Source organism: Streptomyces cyanogenus (assembly GCF_017526105.1).
Taxonomy (GTDB): domain Bacteria; phylum Actinomycetota; class Actinomycetes; order Streptomycetales; family Streptomycetaceae; genus Streptomyces; species Streptomyces cyanogenus.
The window spans coordinates 5,677,261-5,702,661 of the sequence record NZ_CP071839.1; the positions used below are offsets into that span (position 1 = coordinate 5,677,261).

The 25,401-nt window shown below is 73.1% G+C and carries 17 protein-coding genes; 12 read left to right on the top strand and 5 right to left on the bottom strand.

Annotation, left to right across the window (positions count from 1 at the left end; genetic code table 11):
• Positions 1–79 precede the first annotated feature (79 nt).
• Positions 80–1,624, bottom strand: a complete 1,545-nt coding sequence (locus S1361_RS25690; protein ID WP_208034125.1) for an alpha/beta hydrolase — start codon at positions 1,622–1,624, stop codon at positions 80–82.
• A gap of 97 nt (positions 1,625–1,721) precedes the next feature.
• Positions 1,722–4,655 (bottom strand): lysylphosphatidylglycerol synthase domain-containing protein, encoded by a 2,934-nt coding sequence (locus S1361_RS25695; RefSeq protein WP_243769297.1) that lies wholly within the window; start codon positions 4,653–4,655, stop codon positions 1,722–1,724.
• A 201-nt stretch (positions 4,656–4,856) separates the two neighbouring features.
• Here S1361_RS25695 and S1361_RS25700 point away from each other — a divergent pair, with 201 nt between their 5' ends.
• The 5 genes from S1361_RS25700 to nudC all read left to right on the top strand — a co-directional run bounded on the left by S1361_RS25700 (position 4,857) and on the right by nudC (position 15,085).
• Positions 4,857–5,243 carry an MGMT family protein gene (locus tag S1361_RS25700; protein ID WP_208034126.1) on the top strand — a complete coding sequence of 129 codons (387 nt, stop codon included), beginning with the start codon at positions 4,857–4,859 and terminating at the stop codon, positions 5,241–5,243.
• A gap of 257 nt (positions 5,244–5,500) precedes the next feature.
• Positions 5,501–8,875 carry an ATP-dependent helicase gene (locus S1361_RS25705; protein ID WP_208034127.1) on the top strand — a complete coding sequence of 1,125 codons (3,375 nt, stop codon included), beginning with the start codon at positions 5,501–5,503 and terminating at the stop codon, positions 8,873–8,875.
• Positions 8,876–8,987: 112 nt separating this feature from the next.
• Positions 8,988–12,530, top strand: coding sequence for a UvrD-helicase domain-containing protein (locus S1361_RS25710; protein WP_208034128.1), 3,543 nt, complete (start codon positions 8,988–8,990; stop codon positions 12,528–12,530).
• A gap of 52 nt (positions 12,531–12,582) precedes the next feature.
• A complete protein-coding gene (locus S1361_RS25715) occupies positions 12,583–13,986 on the top strand; it encodes a dipeptidase (RefSeq protein WP_208034129.1) in 1,404 nt (467 codons plus the stop codon).
• A 154-nt stretch (positions 13,987–14,140) separates the two neighbouring features.
• Entirely contained in the window at positions 14,141–15,085 is a 945-nt protein-coding gene (gene nudC, locus S1361_RS25720; protein WP_208034130.1) for an NAD(+) diphosphatase, read from the top strand.
• Positions 15,086–15,150: 65 nt separating this feature from the next.
• On the opposite strand, the gene S1361_RS25725 is transcribed toward nudC, so the two are convergent.
• Positions 15,151–15,393, bottom strand: a complete 243-nt coding sequence (locus S1361_RS25725; RefSeq protein WP_030649619.1) for a mycoredoxin — start codon at positions 15,391–15,393, stop codon at positions 15,151–15,153.
• Between the two features lie 318 nt (positions 15,394–15,711).
• Here S1361_RS25725 and S1361_RS25730 point away from each other — a divergent pair, with 318 nt between their 5' ends.
• From S1361_RS25730 to S1361_RS25750, 5 genes are all read left to right on the top strand, one after another.
• Complete coding sequence (locus tag S1361_RS25730; RefSeq protein WP_425087283.1) at positions 15,712–17,934, top strand: ATP-dependent DNA helicase UvrD2; 2,223 nt, start codon at positions 15,712–15,714, stop codon at positions 17,932–17,934.
• 163 nt (positions 17,935–18,097) lie between these two features.
• On the top strand, positions 18,098–18,421 hold the full coding sequence (locus S1361_RS25735) for a hypothetical protein (RefSeq protein ID WP_208034131.1): 324 nt from the start codon (positions 18,098–18,100) through the stop codon (positions 18,419–18,421).
• A gap of 174 nt (positions 18,422–18,595) precedes the next feature.
• A complete protein-coding gene (locus S1361_RS25740) occupies positions 18,596–18,964 on the top strand; it encodes a WhiB family transcriptional regulator (RefSeq protein WP_023546912.1) in 369 nt (122 codons plus the stop codon).
• On the top strand, positions 18,961–19,284 hold the full coding sequence (locus S1361_RS25745; protein WP_208034132.1) for a hypothetical protein: 324 nt from the start codon (positions 18,961–18,963) through the stop codon (positions 19,282–19,284). The genes S1361_RS25740 and S1361_RS25745 overlap by 4 nt, the downstream gene beginning before the upstream one ends.
• A 136-nt stretch (positions 19,285–19,420) precedes the next feature.
• The gene (locus tag S1361_RS25750; RefSeq protein WP_208034133.1) at positions 19,421–19,633 is read left to right on the top strand and encodes a hypothetical protein; all 213 of its coding nucleotides are present in this window, start codon (positions 19,421–19,423) and stop codon (positions 19,631–19,633) included.
• Positions 19,634–19,784: 151 nt separating this feature from the next.
• Here the strand turns inward: S1361_RS25750 and S1361_RS25755 are convergent, their stop codons facing one another.
• Both S1361_RS25755 and S1361_RS25760 read right to left on the bottom strand, forming a co-directional pair.
• Entirely contained in the window at positions 19,785–21,164 is a 1,380-nt protein-coding gene (locus tag S1361_RS25755) for an ABC1 kinase family protein (protein ID WP_208034134.1), read from the bottom strand.
• Positions 21,157–22,371 (bottom strand): TOMM precursor leader peptide-binding protein, encoded by a 1,215-nt coding sequence (locus tag S1361_RS25760; protein ID WP_208034135.1) that lies wholly within the window; start codon positions 22,369–22,371, stop codon positions 21,157–21,159. Before S1361_RS25760 ends, S1361_RS25755 begins: the two co-directional genes overlap by 8 nt.
• Before the next feature lie 379 nt (positions 22,372–22,750).
• On the opposite strand from S1361_RS25760, the gene S1361_RS25765 reads away from it, so the two are divergent.
• Together S1361_RS25765 and S1361_RS25770 are read left to right on the top strand one after the other, a co-directional pair.
• Complete coding sequence (locus S1361_RS25765) at positions 22,751–23,401, top strand: M48 metallopeptidase family protein (RefSeq protein ID WP_208034136.1); 651 nt, start codon at positions 22,751–22,753, stop codon at positions 23,399–23,401.
• A 306-nt stretch (positions 23,402–23,707) separates the two neighbouring features.
• Positions 23,708–25,396 (top strand): TerD family protein, encoded by a 1,689-nt coding sequence (locus S1361_RS25770; RefSeq protein ID WP_208034137.1) that lies wholly within the window; start codon positions 23,708–23,710, stop codon positions 25,394–25,396.
• The last annotated feature ends 5 nt before the right edge of the window (positions 25,397–25,401 follow it).

A 25,401-nucleotide genomic window follows, 5' to 3' on the forward strand; every position in this document is an offset into this window, starting at 1 on the left:
CCGAGACAGCCTGTGGATAACCCTCTGACCTGGTATTTCTCCTGATCGTCGGGTCTTGTCGGTGGCTCTCGGGGATCCGTCACGAGCAGACCGTGCCCGCTTTCGGCACCTTCCCGTCCAGCAGGTAGGCGTTCACCGTGCCCTGCACGCACTTGTTCTTGCTGTCGTACGCGCCGTGCCCCTGGCCCTTGTACGTCAGCTCGACGCCGACGCCCTCGCCGAGTGCCTCCACCATCTTCTTCGCGCCCTGGTACGGCGTGGCCGGGTCGCCTGTGTTGCCGATGACGAGGAGGGGCGCCGACCCCGGTGCGCTGACGTCGGGATGGTCGGCGGCGCCGGGCACCGCCCAGTCGGTGCAGCTCACCATGCCCCAAGCCAGGTAGTCGCCGAACAGCGGGGAGGCGGCGCGGAACTCGGGCTGCTTCTGCTGGACGTAGTCCGCGGTGTAGCGCTGCTTCTCGTCGGAGCAGTTGATGGCGATGTTGGCCGCGGTCAGGTTGCTGTACTCGCCGTTCTCGCTGCGGCCGTTCATGGAGTCCGACAGCAGCATGAGGATCTGGCCGTCGCCGTCGTAGGCCTGCTCCAGTCCCTCGGTGAGGTACTCCCAGAAGTCCTTCGAGTACAGGGCCTGCGCGATGCCGTTGGTGGCGGCGGTCTGCGTCAGCTGGCGCGGGAAGACGCCCGGGATCGGCTTCTTCTCCAGGTCGGTGAGGAGTTTCGCGATGCGGTCCTTGACCTCCTGCTCGGTGCTGCCGATCGGGCATTCCGTGGTCTTCGAGGTGCAGTCCTTCGCGAAGTTGTCGAGTGCGAGCTGGAAACCCTCGGCCTGGCCGAGGGCGCCCTGCTCCGGGGTCTGGGTGGGGTCCACGACGGCGTCGAGGACGGCACGGCCGACGTGCCGGGGGAAGAGGTGGGCGTAGACCCCGCCGAGTTCGGTGCCGTAGGAGATGCCGAAGTAGTACAGCTTGTCGTCGCCGAGGACCTGGCGCATCAGGTCCATGTCGCGGGCCACGTCCGTGGTGCGCACATGCGGCAGGATCTTCTTGGAGTTCTTCTCGCAGGCCGCGTTGAACTGCTTGGTGCGTGTGAGGAACTGGGCACGTTCGGCGCTGTCGTCCGGAGTAGCGTCCTGCTGGAAGTAGTCGTCGAGCTGGGCGTCGCTCTCGCACTCCACGGGGGCGCTGCGCCCGACCCCGCGCGGATCGAAGCTGACCAGGTCGTAGCGGGTGCCCAGGGCGGCGTAGTCCGAGCCGAACGCGGGCAGGGTGGTGACGCCGCTGCCGCCCGGGCCGCCGAAGTTGAACACGAGCGAGCCGATCCGTCTGTCCGCGGGGCCGCTGGCCTGCGCGCGGATCAGGGCGATGCCGATCGTGTCGCCCTTCGGCCGGCTCCAGTCCAGGGGTGCCTTCATGGTCGCGCACTGCCACTTGGTGCCGTTGGGCAGCGGGGACGGGGCGCTGCCGCCGCCCTCCGCCTCCGAGGGGGCCGGGCAGTCCTTCCAGTCCAGCTTCTGCATCGTGAGATCCCCGTCCTTCAGGCTGCCGCCGCAACCGGCCAGCACAGCGGAGAGCAGCACAGCGGTGGTGGCCAGCGCGGCGGCGCGCAGCCGGGAGGGGTTCGCCATACCCCCATCGTGGGGGCGTGCATGCCGGGGCGCGCGCCGGGCGCGGTCCGTATGAGCTACAGCGCCCGGCGGGGCGTTCCTGCAGGGGCGGGAGTGCCTACAGGGCTCCCTTGCGGCTGAGGTGGTTGAAGGCCAGCCAGCCCGGCAGGACCGGCAGCCACAGGGTCAGCAGCCGGAACAGCAGCACGGCCGGGGCGGCGACCTCCTTGGGCAGGCCCACCGCGATCAGACCGACGGTGAGGGTCGCCTCGACCGCGCCCACGCCGCCGGGGGTGGGCGCCGCGGAGCCGAGTGCGTTGCCGGCGAGGAAGACGACGGCGACGCTGGCGATGCTGAGCGACACCGATCCGTCGCCGAACGCCCGGATGGAGGCGTCCAGGCACATCACGAAGCAGGCGGTCAGCAGCAGCATGCCGCCGATGCCGGTGACGAGCTTCTGGGGCCGCTGCAGCACGTCGAGCATGCGCGGTACGACACCGGCGAACAGCGACCTCACGCGCGTGACGACGAATTTCCGCAGGAACGGCACGGAGGTGACCACCAGGACCAGCACGGCCACGGTCAGCAGGCCGGCGATGACCGTGCGGGACGGCGACAGCGACGGGGTCTTCTCGGTGCCGGTCAGATAGCCGAACGACAGCAGCATCAGGATGTGGCAGCCGAGCCCGAACAACTGCGAGGCCCCGACACTCGCCACCGCGAGCCCCGGACGGACCCCGGCGCGCTGCAGGAAACGCGTGTTCAGGGCCACACCGCCGACCGCGGCCGGTGCCACGATCTTCACGAACGAGCCGGCGACCTGCGCCGCCACGGTCCGCAGGAACGGCACCCGCTCCGGCACGAAGCCCAGCAGGGCCATCGCCGCGGCGACGTAACTGAGCGCGGAGAACAGCACCGCGGCGATCACCCAGCCCCACTGGGCCTGTGCGAACAGCGTGCCGAACTCGATGTGGGTGAGCTGGGTCAGCAGGTAGTACGCGCCGATCGCACCGGCGATGAAGCTGATCAGCGTGCGTGGCCGGACGCGTTCCAGCCGGGCCGGTTCCACGGGTGCCTGCGGTCTGATCCGCAGCACCTCGTGCCGGATCTGGGTGAGCAGATCCTCCTCGCGGGCCTCTTCGAGGGCTTCGTCGATGGCCCGCTTCTCCGCGCGCTGCTCGGCGCGGACCGTCTTCTTGTCGGGCTTCTCCAAGGCGGGCTGGGCCGTTTCGGACCCCTCCTCCGCGCGGGCCGGCTTGGCCTGTCGGGAGGCCTCCAGGACCGCCTCGCGTTCGCGCTGGGCCCGCTCCCGGGCCAGTCGGCGCAGCGTCGCGCGCGTGGAGCGCGTCAGCGCGATCGGCTGGAGCATCGGCAGGCAGTCGGCGACCGCGTCCGGGCCGAGCACGCCGACCGCCGAGGCCACCGCCCGCTCGGCGCCGACCCGCAGGCCGAGCGTGGTGACCAGTTGGGCGACGTCCATGCGCAGCAGCAGCTCGCCGGCCGCGATCTCGCCGCCGCGCAGCTCGGTGAGGATCACCCTGCCGGAACGATCCACCAGGATGGCGTCTCCGGCCAGTCTGCGGTGCGCGATGCGCCGTGACTGCAGCGCGCGTACCTGGTGCCAGGTGTTGCGCAGCAGTTCGTCGGTGATCTCCTCGTCGGCCAGCGAGTCCAGCGTGCGCCCGCCGGTGTGCTCGTAGACGAGCATGACCGCGTCGGGGCCGAGCTCGGAGGTGGCGATCAGCTTGGGCGCGTTGGCGCCGGCCGCGATCGCCGCGTACGCCAGCAGCGCCTCCTGCTCCAGGGCCTGGCGCAGCGACTGGAGGCTGGAGCGGGTGGCGAAGCCGCGCAGGGTCAGATTGCGCCATGCCCGGTAGAAGAAGCCCTGCGCCTGCTGTTCCCGGTCGACGACCGTGACGTCCAGCGGCGGGCCGTCCTCCAGGGTGACGAAGTAGCGCCGGCCCCGGTCGCCGTTCTCCGTCTCCGCCGCCTCCTCGCGGGCTGTGGAGACGGGGTGGAAGCCGACGTGCCGCAGGCCCGCCATCAGGGTCTGGCCGGTGGGGCGCACGTTGGGCGAGCCGACCGCGTACAGGGTGCCGTAGGCGATGGTCCAGCCGATCAGGACCGTCAGGATGATCGAGAAGGGGGTGGTGTAGCCGGTGACCAGCATCGAGAACGCGTCGAGGAGCAGCACGATCCACAGCACCGCGCGCCATCTGGGCCTGCGGGACATGCCGACGGCCGTCATATAGGCGATCACGGGCGCCAGATAGCCGTGCACCGGGTCGGTCAGGGCGTGGATGTCGCCCGGCGAGGGCTGGGTGAGCGCCTCCTGGATGGAGTCCGGGGCGGCGCGGGCGACCCACAGGTCGGTGGCGAGCGTCACTCCGTGGGCCAGGACGGCCGCGAGGACGCCGTCGGCGATGCGCAGGCCGTCCCGCTTGATCAGCCGTTCGATCGCGAAGGCGACCGGCACCAGCAGGATCGCGATGCTGGACGCCAGTCCCGCGATCTTGATCAGCAGGTCCGGGGCCTGCCCGGTGCCCTTGTTGATGTCCTGTTCGAGGCCCGAGGTGGTGCCGTGCGCGAACGCGGCGATCCCCAGCAGCACCGCGATGGCGAGTACGCCCACCAGGAGCCGCATGAGGTCCGAGGGCCGGTGCACGCGCGCGGGGAGCAGCGGTTCGTCGCCCTCCACCCGCTCGGCGTGGGGGTCGTCGTCCGCGCAGGCAAGGCTCTCCGGGGGCGCGTTCCCGGAGCCGGGCGTCCCTTCGGCGGCCTCGGTGACGCCGCCCCGCGCGCGCGTGCCGTCGTGCTCGTGCGGTGCGGAGGCGCCTTCACGCGCGTGAGGGTCGTCGTTCTCGTGTGGCTCGGTGGCGTCGCCATGCGCGCGTGTGCCATGCGGCTCGGGGCCGCCTTCGCGCGCGCGTGCGCCGTCGGGCTGGCGCGGGCCGGTGTCTTCGTGGTGCGCGCCGGTGCCGCCCTCGTCCGCACGGGCGGGGCCGGGGCGCGCGGAGGCGTCAGGGGTGCCCGCCGCTCCTTCGGGGTGCACGCCCTGCTCCTTCGTGGTCTCTTCTCGGTCTCGTATCACCAGTCACCGCCCGCACGATGGTGGCATGCCCCACCGACACACACGGGCATCAGGGTCCGGATGCGCGGGCGCACAGTCTGCCCGAAGGAGCGTCCGGGGGCGAGAGGACCGTCCCACGCGGGCCCCGCCGGGACGCCCGCGGGGTGCGGCAGGATGGGGGGAATGAGCGAGCAGAGCCCTCCCGAAGACGCCCGCGCGGGACACGTGGACGCGCTGCCGGAGTACGCCGAGCGGGTCCTCGACGTCGCCGAGCGGATTCCGCCGGGCCGGGTCATGACGTACGGCGATGTCGCCGAGTGGCTCGCGGAGGGAGGCCCCCGTCAGGTGGGGCGGGTGATGGCCCTCTACGGCGGTGCCGTCCCGTGGTGGCGTGTGGTGCGCGCCGACGGTGTGCTGCTGCCCGGCCACGAACTGCGCGCGCTCGCCCACTACCGCGCGGAGGGCACGCCGCTGAGGCAGGCCGGCAGGAGTACCGAGGGGCATCTGCCGCGGCTCGACATGCGCCGGGCCCGGTGGGACGGTGACGCGGACGCGGAGGGTCACACCTGACAGCTTCCGCCATCGGAAGCCGCCGGGGCAGACCCATGGCCCGTTCGGGGGACAGGGGGGACGTCCGTGGCATGCCGTACGTTCGAGGGGTGGGGGACACGCGTGGTCCGAGCGCCCCGAGGGAACAACCGGAAGCCCTGCTTCCGACCGGAGCGGCGGCGTAGCGTCGGCGGCGCGTGCCCCTCTCACCCCGCGGTCACCGCCTCGCGCGCGTGACCGCACACCCGCCAGCACACCCACCAGGACCGGCCAACCACGTGAGCTCCTCTTCCTCCACCCGGCACCTGCCGCACCCCACGGTGCGGCAGGGGAGCCGTGGCGCTTACCGACTGGTCCGTACCCCGCCGGCCGTCGTGGACCCCCCTCCTCTGGACGCGGCACAGCGCGCCGTGGTTGACCACCGGAGCGGACCGCTGCTCGTCCTCGCCGGCCCCGGCACCGGCAAGACCACCACCCTGGTCGAGTCCGTGGCCGCGCGGATCGCCCGGGGCGGCGACCCCGAGCGGATCCTCGTGCTGACGTTCAGCCGCAAGGCCGCCGTCGACCTGCGCGACCGCATGGCCCTGCGCATGGGCGCCGCCCGCGCACCCAGGGCGACCACGTTCCACTCGTACTGCTACGCGCTCGTCCGCGCCCACCAGGACAGCGACCGGTTCACCCAGCCGCTGCGCCTGCTCTCCGGCCCCGAGCAGGACGTCGCCGTCCGCGAGCTGCTCGCCGGCCAGCCCGAGCTGGAGCGGCTCGGCCTGACCCACGTGCGCTGGCCCGACGAACTGCGCGCCTGCCTGACCACGCGCGGGTTCGCCGACGAGGTCCGCGCCGTCCTCGCCCGCAGCCGCGAACTGGGCCTCGGCCCGGACGCCCTGGACGCCTTCGCGCGCCGCATCGGCCGCCCCGACTGGCGGGCGGCAGCGGCCTTCCTCGCCGAGTACCTGGACACCCTCGACCTCCAGGGCGTGATCGACTACGCGGAACTGGTCCACCGCGCGGTCCTCCTCGCCCGCCGCCCGGAGGCCGCCGCACGGCTCGCGGCCCGGTACGACGCCGTGTACGTCGACGAGTACCAGGACACCGACCCCGCCCAGGTCCGGCTCCTGCACGCCCTGGCCGGAGGGGGCCGCACCCTCGTCGCCTTCGGCGACCCCGACCAGTCGATCTACGCCTTCCGGGGCGCCGACGTGAACGGCATCCTCGGCTTCCCGGCCGCCTTCCCGCGCGCGGACGGCCGCCCCGCCCCCGTCGAGGTGCTGCGCACCTCCCGCCGCTCCGGCGCCGCCCTGCTGGCCGCGACCCGCCTGATCACCCAGCGCATGCCGCTGCCCCGGCTGCCCGCCGACAAGGTCCGCGCCCACCGGGAACCGGCCGCCGCACGCGACGGCGGCCGGGTCGAGGTCCACACCTACCCGACGCCCGGCGCGGAACTGGACAACATCGCGGACCTGCTGCGCCGCGCGCACCTGGAGGACGGCGTCCCCTGGAGCGACATGGCCGTCCTGGTACGCGCCGGCTCCCGCCTGCCGACCCTCCGCCGCGCCCTCACCGCCGCCGGCGTCCCCCTCGACATCGACGGCGACGACCTCCCCCTGCGGCACGAGCCCGCGGTGGCGCCGCTGCTCACAGCCCTCCGCGCGGTGGCCACGGCGGAAGCTCCCCACCGCGCGGAACCCGCGACGCAGGGCCGGCCTGCGGCGCTGCCGGCCGCCGGCGCCTCCCCGGAGGAGGCCGCCGCCGACACCGCACCGCAGGCTCCCGGCACCTGCTGGCTGGACACCGAGACCGCCCTCACCCTGCTCACCTCCCCGCTCGCCGGCATGGACGCAGCCGACCTGCGCCGCCTCGGCCGAGCCCTGCGCGAGGAGGAGCGGGCCGCCGGGAACCCGCTGCCGCCCCCGTCCGACGAACTGCTCGCCCGGGCGCTCGCCGAACCCGAGCGCCTGGCCGTGCACGACCCGGTGTACGCGCGCGGGGCACAGCGTCTCGGCACGCTGCTCCGCAAGGCCCGTGAGCGGCTCGCGGGCGGCGGTACGGCCGAGGAGGCCCTGTGGGACCTGTGGGAGGGCACACCGTGGCCCGCGCGCCTGGAACGGGCCGCCCGGCGCGGCGGCGCGGCCGGCCGCAACGCCGACCGGGACCTGGACGCCGTCTGCGCGCTGTTCGCCACCGCCGCGCGCGCGGAGGAGCGCACCGGAGGCCGCGGCGCCCTGAACTTCCTGGCGGAGATCGAGGCCGAGGACATAGCCGCCGACACGCTCACCCGCCGCGCGGTACGGCCCGACGCCGTCCGCGTCATGACCGCGCACCGCGCCAAGGGCCTGGAGTGGCGGCTGGTCGTCGTCGCCGGCGTCCAGGAGGGCCTGTGGCCCGACCTGCGGCGCCGCGGCTCGCTGCTGGAGGCCGACCGCATCGGCCGCGACGGACTCGCCGAGCCGCTGACCCCCGGCGCGCTGCTCGCCGAGGAGCGCCGCCTGTTCTACGTCGCCGCCACACGCGCGCGTGACCGGCTCGTCGTCACCGCCGTGAAGGCACCGGCCGACGACGGCGACCAGCCGTCCCGGTTCCTGACCGAGCTGGGAGTCGAGCCCAGGGACGTCACCGGGCGCCCCCGCCGCCCGCTGTCCGTCGCCGCGCTCGTCGCCGAACTGCGCGCCACCACGGTCGACCCGCGCGCGTCCGCAGCGCTGCGGGAGGCCGCCGCCCGCCGACTCGCGCGGCTCGCCGCGCTCGCCGACGAGGACGGCCGACCGCTTGTGCCGTCCGCACACCCCTACCGCTGGTGGGGCATGTTCGAGCCGACCGAGAGCAAGGTGCCGCTGCGCCACCACGACCAGCCCGTGGTGCTCTCCGGCAGCGCCCTCGACCAGCTCGCCAACACGTGCGCCTTGCAGTGGTTCCTGGGCCGCGAGGTGAAGGCCGACGCCCCGGCCACCGCCGCGCAGGGCTTCGGCAACGTCGTCCACGTCCTCGCCGACGAGGTCGCCTCCGGCCGCACCCCCGCCGACCTCGACGTCCTCATGGAACGCCTGGACTCCGTGTGGAATGCGCTCGCCTTCGACGCGCCCTGGAAGTCGCAGCAGGAGAAGGACAACGCGCGCGTGGCGCTCGAACGCTTCCTGAACTGGCATGTGCTGGACCGGGCCGGCCGCACCCCGGTGGCGAGCGAGCAGGACTTCGACGTCACCCTCGAAGCGGGCGGCTACCAGGTCCGCATCCGCGGCCAGATGGACCGCGTGGAGACGGACGCCGAGGGCCGGGCCTACGTGGTCGACTTCAAGACCGGCAAACAGGCGCCCACCGCGCGCGAGGTGGAGCGGCACCCCCAGCTCGCCGTCTACCAGCTCGCCGTCCGCGAAGGAGCCGTCGACACCGCCTTCGACGGCGCACGCCCCGAACCCGGCGGCGCCGAACTCGTCCACCTCAGACAGGGTGCCCCCAAGCGCGACGGCGGCGAGGGCCTGCCCAAGGTGCAGACCCAGGGGCCGCCGGCGGGGGAGTGGGTCGGCGAGCTGCTGGCCACCGCCGCCGGGAAAGTCCTCGACGAGCGGTTCACACCGAGCACCGGCCAGCACTGCACGCACTGCGCGTTCCGCGCCTCGTGCAGCGCACGGCCGGAGGGACGGCACGTGGTGGAGTAACCACCCGTGGCCGGCGTGATGTACGGCACCACCTGCGCTGACCTGCGCTTCTTCCGTCCCGGGCAGCCGATTCGTCCTCGACTGTCAGTGCCCGCCGCTAGCCTCTTTCGACATGTCCGCCCGTATCACCGACCCCGAGCAGCTCAAGGAGCTCCTCGGCATCCCGTTCACCCCGGAGCAGACGGCCTGCATCACCGCGCCGCCCGCCCCGCAGGTGATCGTGGCCGGCGCCGGGTCGGGCAAGACCACCGTCATGGCGGCCCGCGTGGTCTGGCTGGTCGGCACCGGCCAGGTCGCCCCCGAACAGATCCTCGGCCTGACCTTCACCAACAAGGCCGCCGGCGAGCTGGCCGAACGCGTCCGCAAGGCACTGATCAAGGCCGGCGTCACCGACCCCGACGTCATCGACCCCGACAACCCGCCGGGCGAGCCCGTCATCTCGACGTACCACGCCTTCGCCGGCCGCCTGCTCACCGACCACGGCCTGCGCATCGGCCTGGAACCCAGCTCGCGACTGCTGGCCGACGCCACCCGCTACCAGCTCGCCGCGCGCGTGCTGCGCGAGGCCCCCGGCCCGTATCCGGCACTGACCCGCTCCTTCGCCGACCTGGTCAGCGACCTGCTCACCCTCGACTCCGAACTCGCCGAGCACCTCGTCGACCCCGAGGAACTGCGCGCCTGGGACGCCGGCCTGCAGCACACCCTCGAAGACACCAAGCTGACCAACGCCGACCTGCGCAAGGTCCCCGAGACGGCCGCGGCCCGCCGGGAACTCGCCGACCTCGTCCAGCGCTACCGGGCCGCCAAGCGCCAGCGCGACCTGCTGGACTTCGGCGACCAGATCGCCCTGTCCGCCCGCCTCGCCCGCATCCCCGAAGTGGGCCGCCTGCTGCGCGAGGAGTTCCGCGTGGTCCTCCTGGACGAGTACCAGGACACGTCCGTGGCCCAGCGCGTCCTGCTCGCGGGCCTATTCGGCGGCGGCACCGGCCATCCGGTGACCGCCGTCGGCGATCCCTGCCAGGCCATCTACGGCTGGCGCGGCGCCTCCGTCGCCAACCTGGACGACTTCCCCGACCACTTCGCCCACGCCGACGGCCGGCCCGCCACCCGGCAGGCACTGAGCGAGAACCGGCGCAGCGGCGGACGCCTGCTCGACCTCGCCAACGGCCTCGCCGCGCCGCTGCGCGCCATGCACGCGGGCGTGGAGGCCCTCCGCCCGGCCCCCGGCGCCGAGTACGACGGCACGGTCCGCTGCGCGCTGCTGCCCACCCACGCCGAGGAGATCGACTGGATCGCCGACTCCCTCGCCCACCTCGTGCGCACCGGCACACCACCCGGCGAGATCGCCGTCCTGTGCCGCACCGCCACCGACTTCGCCGAGATCCAGGGCGCACTCGTCGCCCGCGACATCCCCGTCGAGGTGGTCGGCCTCTCCGGGCTGCTGCACCTGCCCGAGATCGCCGACCTCGTCGCCGTCTGCGAGGTCCTGCAGGACCCCGGCGCCAACGCCTCCCTGGTGCGCCTGCTGACCGGACCGCGCTGGCGCATCGGCCCCCGCGACCTCGCCCTGCTCGGCCGCCGGGCCCGCCTGCTCGTCGCCCACGCGCGCGTGGACGACGGCGACGACCCGGACCGCCGGCTCGCCGAAGCGGTCGAGGGCGTCGACCCCTCCGAGGTGATCTCCCTCGCGGACGCCCTGGACACCTTCCTCGAAACACCCCTGGAGGACGGTGACGACGACGGGCTGCCGTTCTCGCCGGACGCCCGCGTGCGCTTCGCCCGGCTCGCCGCCGAACTGCGCGACCTGCGCCGCTCGCTGTCCGACCCGCTGATGGACGTCCTGCACCGCGTCCTCGCCGTCACCGGCCTCGAGGTGGAGCTGTCGGCGTCCCCGCACGCGCTCGCCGCCCGCCGCCGCGAGACGCTGTCCAACTTCCTGGACATCGCCGCCTCCTTCGCCGCGAGCGACGGCGAGGCCACCCTGCTCGCCTTCCTCGGCTTCCTGCGCACCGCCGCCCAGTACGAGAAGGGCCTCGACAACGCCCTGCCCGGCGGCGAGAACACCGTCAAGGTGCTCACCGCCCACAAGTCCAAGGGCCTGGAATGGGACGTCGTGGCCGTCCCCGGACTGGTCACCGGCACCTTCCCCAGCGCCCAGGGCCGCGAGAAGTGGACCGCCCAGGCCAAGGTGCTGCCGCACGCCCTGCGCGGCGACACCGACACCCTGCCCGACGTCGACAGCTGGGACGCGCGCGGCATGAAGGCCTTCCACGAGGCCATGAAGGACCACCAGCACACCGAGGAGCTCCGCCTCGGCTACGTCACCTTCACCCGCCCCCGCTCGCTCCTGCTCGGCTCCGGCCACTGGTGGGGACCCAGCCAGAAGAAGCCGCGCGGCCCCTCCGACTTCCTCCAGGCCCTCCACGACCACTGCGCCGCCGGGCACGGGGAGATCGAGGCATGGGCGGACGAGCCCGCCGAGGACGAGGAGAACCCGGCCCTGCACACGGCCGGCGCCGAGCAGGTGTGGCCGCTCCCGCTGGACGCCGCCGCCCTGGCCCGCCGCCGTGCCGCCGCCGAGACCGTCCTCGCCCACCTGGACTCCCTCGCCGCCCGGCCCGCCGGCCACCGCCCGGCCCTGCACGACCCCGCCGGCGACGAGCACCCGGACTGGCCCGCGCCACCGGACGACGACCCGTACGAGGAGCCGTACCCCGACCCGTACGACGAGGAGCCGCACGAGGACATCCCCTACGAGGACCATCCCTACGACGCCTCCCCCCACGACGAGGACGCACCCGGAGAGGTGCCCCCGGCCGACGCACCCGGCACCGCCCCGTACGCCCCCGCCGACCGGGACTCCTGGAACGCCGGGCGGCCCCTGGTCCCGCACCAGGCGCCCGCCCCGCGACACCGCCCCGAGCCGCACCCCGCCCCCGCCGCGCTCACCCCCGAGGAGGTGCGCACCGTCGCCTCCTGGGACCGCGACCTGGACGCGCTCACCGGAGAGCTGCTGCGCGCCCGGCGCACCGTCACCGACGTCCCCCTGCCGGCCACCCTCACCGCGTCCCAGCTGCTACGGCTCGCCGAGGACCCCGATGGGCTCGCACAGGAACTCGCGCGCCCCATGCCGCGCCCCCCGCAACCGGCCGCACGCCGGGGCACCCGGTTCCACGCGTGGGTGGAAGCCCGCTTCGAGGAGCTGACGCTGCCCCTGCTGGAACCGGACGAGCTGCCCGGCCGAGACGCCGAGATCGCCGACGAACGCGACCTGGAAACCCTGAAAGAAGCCTTCGAACGCACCGAGTACGCCCGGCGCACCCCGTACCGGGTCGAGGCCCCCTTCCAGCTCACCCTCGCCGGCCGAGTCGTCCGGGGCCGCATCGACGCCGTCTACAGACACGGCGACGGCGACGGGACGACGTACGAGATCATCGACTGGAAGACCGGCCGCACCCGCACCGCTGACCCGCTCCAGCTCGCCGTGTACCGGCTCGCCTGGGCCGAGCAGCAGGGCATACCGCCCGAGTCGGTCACGGCCGCCTTCCTGTACGTACGCACCGGCGAGGTCGTACGCCCCGAGGGCCTGCCGGACCGGGCCGCACTGGAACGACTCCTCACCGGTGAGACGGAGAGCACACAACAGGCGACCTGAGTGTGACGAACCCCCGCCGAGGATGTCGGTGCAGGCCGATAGGCTCGGCAGCATGAGCCAGACCCCGGACAGCGCCGTCCGCACGTACATCGAGCACCACCGCGCCGCCTTCCTCGACGACCTCACCGCATGGCTGCGCATCCCCTCCGTGTCGGCCCAGCCCGACCACGCGCCCGACGTACGGCACAGCGCCGACTGGCTCGCCGCCAAGCTCAAGGAGACCGGCTTCCCGACCGCCGAGGTCTGGCAGACCCCCGGCGCCCCCGCAGTCTTCGCCGAATGGCCCTCGGAGGACCCGGACGCACCCACGGTCCTGGTCTACGGCCACCACGACGTGCAGCCCGCCGCCCGCGAGGACGGCTGGGACAGCGACCCCTTCGAACCGGTCGTCCGCGACAACCGCCTCTACGCGCGCGGGGCGGCCGACGACAAGGGCCAGGTGTTCTTCCACACGCTCGGCGTCCGCGCCCACCTCGCCGCAACCGGCCGCACCACGCCGGCCGTCCACCTGAAACTGCTGATCGAGGGCGAGGAGGAATCCGGCTCCGCGCACTTCCGCGCCCTGGTCGAGGAGCAGGCGGGGCGGCTCACCGCCGACGCCGTGATCGTCTCCGACACCGGCATGTGGTCCGAGGACACCCCCACCGTGTGCACCGGCATGCGCGGCCTCGCCGAGTGCGAGATCCGGCTGTACGGCCCCGACCAGGACATCCACTCCGGCTCCTTCGGCGGCGCCGTACCCAACCCGGCCACCGCCGCCGCCCGCCTGGTCGCCGCCCTCCACGACGACCACGCGCGCGTGGCGATCCCCGGCTTCTACGACGGCATCGTCGAACTGACCGGCCGCGAGCGCGAGCTGTTCGCCGAGCTGCCGTTCGACGAGCAGCGCTGGCTGCGCACCGCCAAGTCCCACGCCGCCCACGGCGAGGCCGGGCACACCACGCTGGAGCGCATCTGGGCCCGCCCGACCGCCGAGGTCAACGGCATCGGCGGCGGCTACCAGGGCCCCGGCAACAAGACGATCATCCCTGCCACGGCCATGGTGAAGCTGTCCTTCCGGCTGGTCGCCGGCCAGGACCCCGACCACATCGAGCGGGCCGTCCGCGCCTGGGCCGCCGACCAGGTGCCCGCCGGTATCCGCTGCGAGATCGACTTCGGCTCGGCCACGCGCCCGTGCCTGACCCCGCTCGACCACCCCGCGCTGCAGTCCGTGGCCCGCGCCATGGGCCGCGCATTCCAGGGACCGGTCCGCTTCACCCGGGAGGGCGGCTCCGGACCCGCCGCCGACCTCCAGGAAGTCCTCGGCGCCCCCGTCCTCTTCCTGGGCATCTCCGTCCCGTCCGACGGCTGGCACGCACCCAACGAGAAGGTCGAGCTGGCCCTCCTCCTCAAGGGCGTCGAGACCAGCGCCTACCTGTGGGATGACCTGGCCCGGAACTGGCGTACCGCACCCTGACCGGCCGGCGCCGTACGGAAGGGCCGCGCGCGCGGGGCACACTGGAAGGACCGCCCGTCCGCCCCGGCCACGCCCGGCCCGGTGCCCTCCCGCCCTACGTCCCGCCGAACCGCCCGCCGAAAGATCCGCTGCACTGGGGGAGTTGGAAGCACCCGTGACCACCTGGACCGACCACACAGCCGACCGACCCATCTCGCTGACCGCCCCGAGCGGCATCGACCGCGCCGCCCACCACCGGCTGGACGAGGCCTGGCTCGCGGCGGCGTGGAGCCACCCCACGACCCGCTGTTTCGTGGTCTCCGGCGGCCAGGTGCTCATCGACGAGACCCCGGACGGCCGGACGGAACTCGTCATGACGCCGTCCTTCGAAGCCCCGCTCACCGAGGCGCACCGCTACTTCCTCGGCATCGACGAGGACGGCGTCAGCTACTTCGCGCTCCAGAAGGACTCGCTGCCCGGCCGTATCGACCAGTCCGCCCGCCCGGCGGGGCTGCGCGAGGCCGGCCTGCTGCTGTCGCCGCGCGACACCGGACTCATGGTCCACGCGGTCGGGCTGGAGAACTGGCAGCGCACCCACCGCTTCTGCTCCCGCTGCGGCGAGCGCACGGTCATCGCGGCGGCCGGCCACATCCGCCGGTGCCCGGCCTGCGGCGCCGAGCACTACCCGCGCACCGACCCGGCCGTGATCATGGCGGTCACCGACGAGGACGACCGCATCCTGCTCGGCCGCCAGGTCCACTGGCCCGAGGGCCGCTTCTCCACGCTCGCCGGATTCGTCGAGCCCGGCGAGTCCATCGAGCAGGCGGTGCGCCGCGAGGTCTCCGAGGAGGTCGGCGTCGGCATCGGCCAGGTCGAGTACGTCGCCAGCCAGCCCTGGCCCTTCCCGTCCAGCCTCATGCTCGGCTTCATGGCCCGCGCCACCACCACCGAGATCGACGTCGACGGCGACGAGATCCACGAGGCCCGCTGGTTCTCCCGCGAGGAGCTGCACGCGGCCTTCGAGTCCGGCGAGGTGCTGCCGCCGTACGGCATCTCCATCGCGGCCCGCCTGATCGAGATGTGGTACGGCAAGCCCCTGCCCACCCGCAGCTTCGTCTGACACGGCGAACGGCGGCTCCCGAACCCGGTGGGGACTCGGGAACCGCCGTTCGGCGCAGCTCGGGCTTACGCGGCGAGCTTCTGCTTGACCTGGGCCAGCGACGGGTTCGTCAGCGTGGAGCCGTCCGCGAAGAGCACGGTCGGGACGGTCTGGTTTCCGCCGTTCGCCTTCTCCACGAAAGCGGCGGACTCCGGGTCCTGCTCGATGTTGATCTCGGTGTAGGCGATGCCCTCCCGGTCCAGCTGGCTCTTCAGCCGCCGGCAGTAACCGCACCAAGTCGTGCTGTACATCGTCACAGTGCCCTGCATCTGTCTCGCTCTCCTCAGCCAGCTCGGAAATGTCCGTCCAGGGAGAGAACGTAAGCGACCGGCCCGCCATTCCCGACCGGGATACGCCCTCGGCGAGTCCCTGACCACGAGGCCGTGAGCCCGGCGCCCCGAGCAGGAGGCCGTGAGCGGGACGTCCCGTGCGTGAGGCCGTGAGCGGGACGCCCTGTGCGTGAGGCCGTGGGCGTGAGGCCATGATTACGTGAGGCCGTGCGCGTGAGGCCATGATTAATACGACTGCGAGGCCCTGCCTGTGGACAACCGGCGCAGTCGTCCCGGACGACCTGGCAGCATGGCTGTGTGACAGCAGCAACGCACTCCACCCTCTTCCCACAGGGCACCGGTGGCTCTCCGCACTCGGGCCCGCCGAGTGACGCCGACGCGGTGCTCGAAGGGCTCGACCCCGAGCAGCGCGAGGTGGCCACCGCCCTGCACGGCCCGGTGTGCGTCCTGGCCGGAGCCGGCACGGGCAAGACCCGGGCCATCACCCACCGCATCGCCTACGGAGTGCGCGCAGGCATCCTCCAGCCCTCCAGCGTGCTCGCCGTCACCTTCACCAACCGCGCCGCCGGAGAGATGCGCGGCCGGCTGCGCCAGCTCGGCGCCCAGGGAGTCCAGGCCCGCACCTTCCACTCCGCCGCCCTCCGCCAGCTCCAGTACTTCTGGCCGAAAGCGATCGGCGGCTCCCTGCCCCGCATCATCGACCGCAAGATCCAACTCGTCGCCGACGCGGCCGCCGCCCTGGGCACCCGACTCGACCGCAACGAGCTGCGCGACGTGACCGCCGAGATCGAATGGTCCAAGGTCACCCAGACCGTCCCCGCCGACTACCCGTACGCGGCTGCGAAGGCCGGCCGCGAGACCCCCCGCGACCCGGCCGAGATCGCCCACCTCTACGCCGCCTACGAAGACCTCAAGCGCGACCGCGCTGTCATCGACTTCGAAGACGTCCTGCTGCTCACCGTCGCCATCCTCCAAGACCGGCACGACATCGCCGAACAGGTCCGCGCCCAGTACCAGCACTTCGTCGTGGACGAGTACCAGGACGTCAGCCCGCTGCAGCAGCGACTGCTGGACCTGTGGCTCGGCGACCGTGACAACCTGTGCGTCGTCGGCGACGCCAGCCAGACCATCTACTCGTTCACGGGAGCAACACCCGACCACCTCCTCGACTTCCGTGTCCGCCACCCCGCAGCCACCGTCGTCAAACTGGTCCGCGACTACCGCTCCACCCCCCAGGTCGTCCACCTCGCCAACGCCCTGCTCAGCCAGGCCCGCGGCCGCGCCGCCGACCACCGGCTGGAACTCGTCTCCCAGCGCCCCCCCGGCCCCGAACCCGCCTACACCGAGTACACCGACGAACCCGCCGAGGCGGAAGGCGCCGCCCGCCGCATCCGCGAACTGATCGACGCCGGCGTCCCCGCCGCCGAGATCGCCGTCCTGTTCCGCACCAACTCCCAGTCCGAGACCTACGAGCAGGCACTCGCCGACGCCGGCGTCCCCTACCAGCTGCGCGGCGCCGAACGCTTCTTCGACCGGCCCGAGATCCGCAAGGCCCGCATCGCCCTGCGCGGCGCGGCCCGCTTCGGCGGCAACGACTCCCTCCTCGACGACGCCGTCGACCTGCCCTCCCAGGTGCGCGCCGTCCTCTCCGGCGAAGGCTGGACCAGCGAACCCCCGGCCGGCTCCGGCGCCGTCAGAGAACGCTGGGAATCCCTGGCCGCCCTCGTCAACCTCGCCCACGACCTCGCCGCCGCCCGGCCCCGAGCCACCCTCGCCGACTTCGTGACGGAACTGGAGGAACGGGCCAACGCCCAGCACGCCCCGACCGTCCAGGGCGTCACCCTCGCCTCCCTGCACGCCGCCAAGGGCCTGGAATGGGACGTCGTCTTCCTCGTCGGCATCGCCGAGGGCATGCTGCCCATCACCTACGCCCGGACCGACGAGCAGATCGAGGAAGAACGCCGCCTGCTCTACGTCGGCGTCACCCGCGCGCGGGAACGCCTCCACCTCTCCTGGGCCCTGTCCCGCTCACCCGGCGGACGCCCCAACCGCCGGCCCAGCCGTTTCCTCGACGGACTGCGCCCCGGCACCACCCCCACCGTCGGCCGCACCGGCGCAGGCGCGAGCGGAGGCGTCGAACGCGGCATCACCGCAAGCGCCGCCACCACCCCCCGGCGGATCCAGCGCACCCCGGCCCGCTGCCGGGTCTGCGGCCGCACGCTCACCGACGCGGGCGAGATGAAGCTGATGCGCTGCGCCGACTGCCCCTCGGACATGGACGAAGGACTCTACGAACGACTCCGGGAGTGGCGCGCCGTGCAGGCCGAGCGCAGCGGCCAGCCGGACTTCTGCGTCTTCACCGACCGGACGCTGATGGCCATCGCCGAGGCATGCCCGGACAGTTCCGCCGAGTTGGCCCGCATCCCCGGCGTCCTCAGCCGCAAGCTGCGCAGCTACGGAGCCGACGTTCTGGCCATCTGCGCAGGCCAGGAGCCCGGCCAAGACGACGGGAGCGACTGATGCCAACTCGTCGAAAAAATAGTTTGCGCATGCCCCGGCAATCCCCATAGGTTCTAGGCACGGAAACAGCGGCCTTCTCGAAGGCCCGGTTCCGTGTTGTACTTGCATATCCGAACGGACTGGCTCACCCCAGTCCCAGAGACGCCGAGAGGAGGCGAGTCCAGTGATCAGCATCAACATCAGCACCACCGTCAGCACGGCCAAACTGACCGATCGCTCGACCGTCTCCACGTGCATGCTCGGCGCCTCGAACCAGGGCACCGGTCTGTCCGGCATCCGTGCCGTGCGTCCGGCGTCCTCTGTTGCCCTCGCGGGTCTTCCCATCCGTGAGCGCAATGAGCGACCGACCAAGGCACTGGAAGCGGTAGCGGCACAGGCACACGCCTATGCCTTCGCGGCGGCCGGTGCCGGATTCCGGAAGCAGACGACGCAGCACCACCTGATGTGGGCCTTCCGTGGGCCAGAACCCTGGAGTGATCCAGCCTGATCGCCGATCAGGCCGGCGCCTTCAGGGCCGCGGAACCCCATCCGGGATCCGCGGCCCTTCTGTTTTCCCCGAACGGGGACAACGGAGCGAAGGGGCCTCGGGACAGGAAAAGAACCCGGTACCACGCCGACACCCGGTCAACCGGCCGGACCGACCAGACGAGGAAGACCAATCGTGCAACTCGAAGCGCACGCCCCGTCCGTACCGCCTTCGCAAACGATCCCCCCGCCCGGCCTCACGGAGGACTCCACCTTGACCCCCCTCACCGCGCTCACGGCGCTCGACGACGCCATCGAGAACCTCGGCGTACCCGTCCCCTGCCGCTCCTACGACCCGGAGGTCTTCTTCGCCGAGTCGCCGGCGGACGTGGAGTACGCCAAGTCCCTCTGCCGCACCTGCCCGCTGATCGAGGCCTGCCTCGCCGGCGCCAAGGAGCGGCGCGAGCCCTGGGGCGTCTGGGGTGGCGAGCTCTTCGTCCAGGGTGTCGTCGTCGCCCGGAAGCGGCCGCGTGGCCGCCCGCGCAAGAACCCGGTCACGGCATGAACACCGCAGGAACGATCGATCGCCCCCTCACGCACGACCCCAAGAAGCAGGCCCCGATGAAGCCGTCCACCAGCGAGCCCGCCGGCTCCGCGACCCCAGACTTCACCACCACCGGTGCGACCGAAGCGCGCCAGAACAGGAACCACGAGATGCAACTCATGCAAGAAGCCCTGGCCCGTGCGCATATGCACGACCGACTCCATGACGCCGCACGCGAGCGCCGGGCCGTGCGCCTGGCCGCCGCCCGGCGGATGCAGCGCCGGGCCGAGCGCGCCTCGCTGCGTGCCCGCCGCGCGCTCGCCATGGCCGTCATGCAGTAGAGAACACACCTGAGCAGCGGTGGCCTCCCGGATCAGGGAGGCGAAGCCCCCCCGCGGGGGCCGGTCCGGCCTAACGGACCGGCCCCCGCGGTGCGTTGCGCAGGCGATCGGCCGGCCCCGGAGTTATCGTCACCCGGTGACGAGTCCTCCCGGCGGAAGTGATCAGGGCGGCTCCACCGCGGAGCGCCGCCGCCTCGTGTGTGCCCGCTGCGGCACTCCCGCCGACGGCCCCCCACCGGCCACCTGGACCTGCTCCGTGGAGAACGGCGTCCGGCACTACTTCTGCGACACGTGCTCGCGGGAGAACCTCCGGGCTATCGAGGGGCGGCTGGACTCGGCCTGGTGGTAGAAACGCTCCTCCGGGGGCCCCTCCCCCCCCCGCCCCACCCCCACCCCGCCCCCTCGCAAGCGTCCGGGCACCCCGGACCAGGCCCCCGCCGCCGGCTCCTCCGCGCCCGCGTCGACCCCGGCCTCGTCGTACTCGGCCTCGTCGTACCCGATCAGGCCTCTTCGACCACGTCGTCCTCGCCCGCGTCGTCCCCGGTCACCTCGGTCACGAAGCCCGGCAGCCACTCCTCCAGCTCATCGCGCAGCCGCACCGTGGCGTTCAGTTGGCACAGGACCCCGATGGTGCTGAGGGTCACCCGGTGTATCAGCAGGTAGGCCGGCGGCAGGTTGAGCTGCTTGCCGAGCTGGTAGGCGGGGGAGCGGGGGTCGGCGATGCGGGCGGCCTGGCTGCGCATCCAGGAGCGGGAGAAGGTGAACGCCTCCACGCGGGCCGGTTCGATGATCGGCAGCAGGTAGTCCAGGACCGCGTCGGGATCCAGGGCGATGGTCTCCTTGACGAATCCCTCGGTGCGGAGCAGCTCGTAGACCGTCTCGGCGTCGCCGTCCAGTGTCATCCGCAGGGAGACGCCGATCGGGTCCGGCAGGCCGCCGGCGAGCCGGTCGACCGTGCCGAAGTCCAGGACGCCGAGGCGCCAGTCGTCCGCGCCGGCCGGGCCGCCGGGCAGCAGACGGAAGTTGCCCGGGTGCGGATCCGCGTGCAGCAGGCCGGTGCGGGCCGGACCAGAGAAGAGGAAGCGGGCCAGCAGCTGGCCGGCCCGGTCGCGCTGCTCCGGGGTGCCGTCCGCGATGATCTCGGACAGCGGGATGCCGTCGATCCACTCGGTCACCAGGACCTGCTCGCACTGGTGCACCACGGCCGGGACGACCACGTCCGGGTCGTCGGCGAACTCCTCGGCGTGCGCGGCCTGCGCCTGGGCCTCAAGTCCGTAGTCCAGTTCCTCCGAGACGCGGTCCCTCAGTTCGGCGATCAGCGGCTTGATGTCCATGCCGGGGATCAGGGGGCCCAACAGCCGGGCGAAGCGGCTCAGTTGGCCGAGGTCGGACAGGAGTGCCTCGCCGGCTCCCGGGTACTGCACCTTGACCGCCACCTCGCGGCCGTCGTGCCACACCGCCCGGTGCACCTGGCCGATCGAGGCCGCGGCGGCCGGCTTGTCCTCGAACTCCTCGAACAGGTCGCGCCAGTCCGGCCCGAGCCGTTCCTCCAGCACGGCGTGCACCGTGCGGGTCGGCATCGGCGGGGCCGCGTCCTGCAGCTTGGTCAGGGCCGCGCGGTAGGGGCCGGCGATCTCCTCGGGCAGCGCCGACTCGAAGACGGACAGTGCCTGCCCGAACTTCATCGCGCCGCCCTTCAGCTCGCCGAGCACCTTGAACAGTTGCTCCGCCGTGCGCTGTTGCAGCTCGCGGCCGACGATCTCCGCGGACTCGCCCACGATCCGCTTGCCCAGCCCCCAGGTGGCCCGGCCGGCGAAGCCGAGCGGGAGCGCGGCGAGCTTGGCGGTACGGGTGACCGCCTTCCGGGGAAGATCAGACATGCGCCCTCCAGGTCCCAGTCGGCCGTGCCGCGCCCGCTTCGCGTCGCCGCTCCGTCGACGGCCGTTGCACCGCCATTGTCGCGCGCGGCCGCCCGTTGGTTGAGGAGTGCTCCCGATTACCGCGCTGAGCTGCCCCGCAGTCGCACTCGGGATGCGGCCGGACCGGCCGGGCGCGCCAGTTCAGACCGGGCAGGGACACCTCCCAGCGGGTGCCCGCGCCGGACGGTGATTCTCCGTCGAGGAAGGCCAGCGCATGGGCCGCCGCGAGTCCGGCCACCGCCGTGGCCAGGGTCAGATCGCAGGCCCCGACCCGGCGGGCCCTGCCGGACCGCCACTGGGTGACCAGCCGGGGCCAGGCCGGGTCGCGGTCCGTGCGGTCCCGGTGCAGACAGCCGGCGCAGGCCGACTCGCCGGGCAGCACGAGCGGGCCGACGACGCCCGTGCCCTCCACGACCCCGGCATACAGGTGGGGTGTGCCGGCGGCCATGAGCGGTTCGGCGGTGAACGGGTCCGGGGCGTGCACGGCGACGTCGTCCCGCGGCGCGAAGATCACCAGGGAGAGGCCGGGGTCCTCGGCGCCGGTTCCGGGGGAGTGGGCGTGACGGGGCGGGCGGTCGGGTGCCGCGCGGCGGACTGCGGCCCGCGCCGCCGCGTCCCGGCGGTCGCCGAGCGACTCGGCGGGCAGTCCGCCCGGTGCCACGTCCCACGGCTCGACGCGGCCCACGTCGCGTACGTCGACCTCGCCGACGCCGGCGCCGGACAGGACCGATGCGAGCAGGGCGCCGACCCGGCCCGCGCCGCGCACCCGCACCCGCAGGGCGCGCCGGGCCGCGAGCCGGGCCGGTGCGCCGCCCGGCTCGGAGGTGAGGAGGGACAGCGAGGCGAGGTCGGGGCGCAGCCGCTCCAGTACGTCGGTCTTGGCGCGCAGGGCGTCCGCGGCCGGTCCGCCGCCGCGTGCGTCGTCGACGAGGCCCGCCCGGGCCAGCCGTTCGACCAGGGCGTCGACCTGGTGGGGCGGTACGTCCGCGCTGCGGCCCTCCTCGCGCAGCAGCGGAAGTCCGCGGGTGCCGTCGAGCAGGTCCAGGAAGCTGCCGGTCGCCGTGTCCATCGGGCCCAGTGTGACGGCGTGGGCCGGGGTCATCCCGAACTGCACGGTGTTGAGATCGCGCCAGCCGCGCCGTAGTGCGGGCTTCACCACCGGATGCATGACTGTCCCCCGTATCCCTGTGTCCGTCGTGTTCGTTCGTGCCGTCGTATTCGCTTGTGCCGGCGTGTCGTCTTGTTCATCCGTATATCCGCGGACTCAGTCGCAATGCACTCAATGCCTGGAATATCCGGAAAGGTGGAGACATTCCGTAGGCGGAATCGGGCGTGATCCGCCGGCGCCTGCCAGCATGCCCGGCCCGGGCGTCGGGTGTCGGGAGTTATCCACAGGCGGGGGATGTTCGTCATACCGATCAGCCGGGGTGAAGTGGTGCAAACCGGATGTACGGATCGGTCGTACGAATCAAACACATGGTGGGGGATCGGCAGCCACCCGCCCCGGAGCCGGGACTTTGCCCGCGCCCACCGGGTAACGTCGGGGCGTGCCCGCCGACCCACTGCACAGCGCCGGTAAACCACAGCGCAGCACGACGAGCCAGCCGCCCGGCGGCTCGGGGGCGAGCGCGATCGAGGTCCGCAGGAGCGCCCGGCGCCGCCGGACGGTCTCCGCGTACCGCGAGGGCGATCGCACCGTCGTACTGATCCCCGCCCGGATGTCGAAGGCGGAGGAGCAGCGCTGGGTGACCGTCATGCTCGACAAACTCGCCGCCCAGGAGAGCCGGCGGGTGCTGGGCGATGCCGCGCTGGCCGAGCGTGCCGAGCGGCTGTCCGCCCAGTACTTCGACGGCCGGGCGCGGCCCGCCTCCGTGCGCTGGGTCACCAACCAGAACACCCGCTGGGGTTCGTGCACGCCGGCCGAGGCCAGCATCCGGCTCTCGCACCGGCTGCAGGGGATGCCGGAGTACGTCGTCGACTACGTGCTCTGCCACGAGCTGGCGCATCTGCTGGTGCCCGGTCACGGCCCCGACTTCTGGCGGCTGCTGGAGGCCTATCCGCGCACCGAGCGGGCCCGCGGCTACCTCGAAGGGGTGGTCGCCGCCGCGCGGCTGCCGCACGTACCGGTCGCGCGGGAGGAGCGGGACCGGCGGGACCAGGAGGACCAGCGGGACGAGGGGGACGGGCGGGACTCCTGAGGATCCCGGGCGGGCAGCCGGTCCCATGCGGGCAGCCGGGTCCCGGGCGAGCGGGCCGCGTCCCGCGCGCGTGGCCGCGTCCTGTGCGCGTGGCCGCGTCCTGTGCGAGCGGCGGTCGCGTCCGACGTGATCGGGCCCCGTCCGACCCGAGCGGCCGACCGTCCGAGTGGTCGCGTCCGATGTGAGCGGCCGGGTGCGGTTGTGTACCGGGTCTGTACCGACGACGACCCTTCGGGGCCGCTGTCGGTCTTTGCCGTTAGCCTGGCGCGACGCACTCACATTCGGGATGGGGGACGGTCGTAACGCATGGCCAGGGAATTCCAACGCGGCCACAAGGCCAGGATCAGTGACCTCACGGCGGGCACGGATCTGTACGTAGGCGTGCAGATCTCCGCCCCCGGACTGACCTTCGACATCAGCTGCTTCGGTCTGGACGCCGACGAGCGTCTCTCGGACGACCGGTACTTCGTCTTCTTCAACCAGCCGAAGTCCCCGGAGGAGTCCATCCAGCTGCTGGGCGCCCAGGCGGGTGACACGGAGTCGTTCCGGGTCACGCTCGACCGGATCCCCTCGCACATCCGCAAACTGTCCTTCACGGCGACCCTCGACGGCGCCGGGCAGATGTCGCAGATCGCTCCCGGATACCTGCGCATCGTGGCGGGCGGCGAGGAGGTCGCGCGGTACTCCTTCAGCGGCGCGGAGTTCTCCACCGAGCGGGCCGTGATGCTCGGTGACTTCTACTTCAAGGACGGGTGGCGGTTCGCCGCCGTCGGACAGGGCTTCGACGGCGGTCTGGAGGCGCTGCTGAAGAACTTCGGCGGCGAGGTGCTGGAGGAGGAGGCGCCCGCCGCCCCGCAGCAAGCGCAGCCGCAGCCGCAGCCCGGCGGGGCCCCCGGCTTCGCGCCGCCCGCCCAGACCACACCCGCGCCCGCGTTCGGCGTCCCGGCCGCCCCTGCCCCGGCCCCCGCACCGCAGCCGGCCCCTGCCCCGCAGCCCGCCCCGCAGGGCTTCGCCCCGCCGCCCGGGCACACCCCGCCCCCGCCCCCGGCACCCGCGCCGAACGTGCACGGCGCCCCGACGGTCGTGGCCCCCCTGACCCCGCCCGGCGGCGGCACCGTCCCGCCGCCGGCCGCCCCGGCCCCCGCGCCCTACGGCCAGCCGCCCCAGCAGCCCTCGTACGGCGGCCAGCCCGGCGCGCCGCTGCCCCCGGGCTACGGCCAGCAGCCCGCCCCCCACGGCGGTCAGCCGACCCCGCCCATGCCCCCGGGCTACGGGCAGGTCCCCGGCCAGCAGACCGCCCCCTACGGAGTGCCGCAGGGCGCGCCCCAGGGCGGTGCCGGTGTGACGGCCGCGCTGCAGGCGTTCAAGGAGACGCCGACCGGGCAGCGCTGGACGCAGCAGAACAAGAAGCTGATCCGCGTCGACCTCGGCATCGGCGGCCAGCCGGTGCTGGCCCGGCAGGGCAGCATGGTGCTCTACCAGGGCAAGGTCGACTTCAGCTACAAGGGCGCCGGGTTCGCCGGGCGCATCGTCGGCAACGCCACCGGCCAGGAGATGCAGCTGATGCGCTGCACCGGCCAGGGCCAGGTGTTCCTCGCGGAGAACTCCACCCACCTGCACCCGGTCGAGCTGCAGGGCGACGCCCTCTGCGTGTCCGCCGAGAACGTCCTCGCCTTCGACGAGAGCCTCCAGTACGAGGTGCGCCGGATCGAGGGGCACGGGATCCCGGGCGGCGCGCTGTTCACCATGCAGTTCCAGGGCACCGGCACGATCGTCGTCAAGACGCACGGCACGCCCGTGGTGCTGCCGGTCACGCCGACCACCTTCGCCGACTGCAACGCCGTCGTCGCCTGGTCGGCAGCCTCCCAGGTGATCGTCTCCAGCCAGGTCCGGATGCGCCGCAACGCCTACCCCGGGGACACCGGCGAAAGCGTCAATCTCCAGTTCCGGGGCGCCCCCGGCAACTTCATCGTCGTCCAGCCCTACGAGGTCTGAGGGAG